General features: G+C 69.2%; 2 protein-coding genes. Both read right to left on the bottom strand.

Annotation, left to right across the window (positions count from 1 at the left end):
- Positions 1–3,151: murein biosynthesis integral membrane protein MurJ (gene murJ, locus VFA16_RS02025; RefSeq protein ID WP_324966214.1), on the bottom strand; the 3,151-nt coding region annotated here is incomplete at its 3' end.
- 17 nt (positions 3,152–3,168) lie between these two features.
- The coding region (locus VFA16_RS02020) for a DUF6049 family protein (protein ID WP_324966213.1) at positions 3,169–4,425 on the bottom strand (1,257 nt) is incomplete at its 5' end.

Here is a 4,425-nt window from a genome sequence, read left to right as displayed (position 1 = left end):
GCACGGACGCCAGCAGCAACAGAACCACAGCGATAACCGCGACTCCGGCGCCGATGCTGGCCATCACGATGCGACGATGCCGGGCAGCGGCTTCGTCGGAGCCCGACAGCGAAGGGCCCAGCGGACTAGAAACTCCACGCGGCGGCGCCGGTTCCTTGATGGGACTTATCAGGTCGGTGCGGTCGGCCACCGCGGTCGCCTGCTGTAGCAGGTTCAAAAGCGTTGACGCGCTTCGTATCCCACCGTTCTCTTGAACGGCATGAACCGCCGCCGCGGAGATCTGGAAGGGAATGTCAGGGTCAATGGCGCTGGGTTCGACGGGCTGGCCGAGCGGGTTCCGCTCGGCGGGGGCCAGCCCGCTGCGCACCCCAGACTCCGGCAGCGGCCACCGGTTGACGAGCAAGGCATACAGCGCGGCGCCGATTCCGCGGATGTCGTCTTCAGGGGTGGCGTCGGGCATGGTCGCCGGGAACGCCAGCACCACGTCACCGGAAATGCTGACTCGGACCCGGCTGGGGTGGTCAATGGACAGCGCGACGCCGACGTGATGGGCGGCCTCCGCGGCCGCAGCCAGCGACTGCATTGCCCGGGCGGCGCCAACCGACGACGGGGAGGTGTCGGCGACCTCTTGCAAGGAGCCGCCGCGGACCCACTCTGCGACCACCAAACCGCCATTACCGGTGCGGATGACGTCGAGCACTCTGGCGATGCCGGGCTTGTCGATCCGGCTGAGCCGCATTGTGCGCGAGAGGGTTTCTTGTAATTGGTTTTCTGGCAATGCGCCGTCGGGGTCGACGAAGGTCAGTGCGACTTGTCGGTTCAGCGCCGTGTCGAGCGCCTGCCAGAACTGCAGCGGGGGAGCGCCCCCGTGGAAGACCAGTAGACGGTAGCGACCGTCGGCGATCCGGGCCCCGGGTACCAGATGGACGTCATCTTGGCGCGACGGTTCGGGAGCCGGTTCACGCGGGGCGTCGAACGCGAGCGGCTCCTGCGGCGCCTGGCGCGACGTATCCCGGGCAATATCACCGTTGGATCGATGCGCAGCCTTCGGCGCCGGCGGCGCGTCAACGTCGAAGTCAGCCGGGATGTCGGGTTGGAAGTCGTCGGCGACCGGCGACGCCGCGGGCCGCGCAGAAGCCGGCCGATCCGGTCCGGGTGGCGGCGATGCGGGCGGGCGAGGACCAGGCCCATCGGATCCGGGTCGCCGCGCCGGCTCGATATCAGGTGCCGAACCGGACGAGGCGCGCTCGGTTGGACGGTCGGTCACCGCTGGTCCTTTCCGTCTGCCCTCTCCAGCTATGTGGTCGGGAGGCCCCCGCCGGATCAGTTCCTGGACCGGAAACCCCCCCGGCGTGAACGAATTCCTTTGATCAGCGTACGTGACCGGGCTGCGGTGACGCTGGTGATCGGAGAGCCGGCCAGTGGCTCCAGCGGGCACATGTCCGCGGCTGATGCGGCGCAGCACGGCATCCAGCGCTGCCTGCGCCTCGGGTACCCGCGCGCGGATCATGACCCCGGCGATGACCGGCAGCATGAGCACCGCCAAAACCAGCAGCCGCAGCATCGAGCCGGCGCCACCGCCGTGCGTGGTCAGCACATCGAGGCCCAGCAGCCAGTCCACAACGTGAGCGATGAGACCGGCCAGCAACGACGCCGTCACCGTCACCAGAATGGTCCGCACCTCGTCGACGCCGATCAGGTGACCGCCGAGGGGTCGCAGCCCCCGCCGCAGCAGGTAGTAGCCGACGATCGCGCCGGCCAGAAAGCCGAGCCCGTTGGCCAACCCCAAGTAGCCGGCGACCAGCTCCCGGTTGGCGGTCATGTGCGGCGCCAACAGTGACGCGATCACCTTGACCGTGGTGATCACCAGGATGATCACGATCGGCGTCCAGGGCTGCTCGCGGGCATAGAACACTCGCAGCTGCAACAGCACCAAGGCGTACGGGATCAAGGTGAACGCCGACAGCGCGATCGCCGCACCCAGATGGCTCGCGTCGACGTTGCCGAAGCGACCGTAGGCGAACAGCGCGCTTCCGATCGCTGGGCCGGCCACCGTCATGAACGCCACCGTCGGGATCAGCGTGATCATGGTCAGCCGAGTGGCCAGCGACAGGTCGGCCAGCACGGCCGGAATGTCGTCGGCTGCTGCGTTTCGGCTCAGCCTCGGCATCACCACCGTCAGCACCGTGACGCCGATCATCCCGAACGGGAGCATCAGCACCAGCCAGGTGTAGTTGTAGATCGCCGGACCGGAGGCCGCGGCGGTGCTCGCGATCTGGTTGCCGATCACCAGGCCCAGCTGGCTGATCAGAACGTAGAGCACCATCGCGGCGGCCATCGCCCCGAAACGTTTGAGCCGGTCGTCGATGCCCCACAGCGGACGCAGACTGATGCGCTGACGCCGGATCGATACCAGCAACACCGCAGTCTGCGCGAACACCCCCAACGTGGTGCCGATGCCCAGCACCAACAGCTTGGCGTTGCCCATCCGGACCGGGTCGACCGACAGCTGGCCCGGCACGGCCAGGTAGACACCGAGGGTGGCGATCGCGACGACGTTGTTGACGACGGGCGCCCAGGCCGGCGGTCCGAAGACATTGCGGGTGTTCAGGATCGCCATGAACACCGACGACAAGCCGTAGAAGATGACCTGCGGCAGCAGCAGGTAGGCAAACGCCGTGGTCAGCGGCTCGTTGACACGCGGGTCGTGGCCCAGCATCAGCCGCACCAGCAGCGGGGCGGCAGCCACCGACAGCGCGGTGGTCACCAGCAGCAGGGTGGTAGCCAGGGTGACCAGCCGCCGCACGAACGCAGCGCCGCGGTCGGGGTCGTCCTGCTCGGCGCGGGCCAGCACCGGCACGAAGATCGCGGTGAACGTCGCTTCCAGCACCAGCGCGGCTACGAGGTTGGGCAGCTGATTGGCCACCGAGAAGGCGCTGGACAGCGCCGCGCCAAGAATCGCGGCCAGCAACACAATCCGGGCGAAGCCGGTGAGCCGGCTGATCAACGTGGCGAATGCCATGCCCCACGACCGCGACACCAGCGCGGCATCGGAGAGCTCCTGCCGCCCCTGGGGCGCCACCCCGGAGGGAGGTCGTGTCGGGCCCGGCGGGACCGGCCGCCGCGGCGGTGGCTGGGCCGGCGGCGGCATGCGCTGACCGGCGAAACTCATACTCGGTGCTTCTCATCCACGCGCTCGGCGACGTCGTCGGCGTAGCGCGCATCCTCGGGATCAGGGCGGTCCAGGTCGGCGGGGTCCGGCTGGCCCCGGAAACGGTGCCATAGCCGCCGTCCGGCCAGCATCACCAGTACCGCAGCGGCCGTCAGCGTGATCGCGAACAGCACTTTGCCGTAGGCGTTGGAATGCACTGACAACCGCACCGGCTCACCAAGCGCCAGCCCGTCCGGCGTGCGCAGCGACACGTCGACGGCGACGCGCTGGGTGAAGTTCACTTCAATCGGCACCCGCAGCGGAAGGTAGCCGGGCGGCAGCTCGATCTCGCCGATGTCGGTCACCGACATCCCGGGTGGGGCGTCGACCTGCAGGCGTACCCGGATCGGGACACCCAAGCCGTTGTGCAACGCCAACGGCAGTGGGCTGTGCTCGGTGGCCAGCGTGTACGAGCCACCAGGGTTGACGATCGTGACCGCGCCGAACAGGTCGTCGATGGCGTGTCCGAGAACGTCCAGCCGTTGGTGCGCCAGGCCGTTACGCGTGTCGGGCCGTTCGGTCTGGCTCACCGCCCGCAGCATGTCCTCGCGCAGCGGCGCGGTGTAGGCGGCGCCCGTCAACCCGGTTCGGGCGTCGGTGGTCAGCGCCGAGGTCAAGCCCCCTACCCGCGCCAGTTCGCCGGCGATCTCGCTGGTGACCTGGTCGTCGAACCGGCCGTTTGCGGCAGCGTCGGCGCTGATCGGCACAGGCGCGGCGGTGACACCCTGAGCGTCGGCGATCACCGCGGGCAGCGGCCGCGGGATCGCTAGCCCAGAGCGGATCGAGGTGGCCAGCGTGCTGAGAATGGCCTGAGCGTCGTTGCCCGACAGGTTCCAGGTCGCCGGTGGCATCAGGATCTGGACGCGGGGGGCGGCGGCGGTTTCCAGGCCTCGCCACAACATCGACGCCAGCGCGTCCTGCCGGCGTGCGGTGTCCGAGTCATGGCGCAGCCGTACTGCCAATGCGCTGCCGAGGTAGGTCGGCGCAACGGGGTCGGTGCCGGCCGCGGCCAACGCCGCGCCGACGGCGGGATCGAACGGCGTGATGACGACGTGCGGAGCCACCCGCCGCGGCTCGACATTCGCGACTCCACCAATGTCCTGCTCGGAGAGGTCGGCGGGCGCGAGCGCCACTGCGGTGCCGCTGCTGTCGAGCAGTTCGGCGGCCCGGCGTGTCAACGGGCCGTCCGAGATCAAGGTGGCGCCGCGGACGGA

The organism is Mycobacterium sp., from assembly GCF_035653355.1.
In the GTDB taxonomy this organism is placed as follows: Bacteria; Actinomycetota; Actinomycetes; order Mycobacteriales; family Mycobacteriaceae; genus Mycobacterium.
This window is presented reverse-complemented; position numbering and strand designations above follow the sequence as displayed.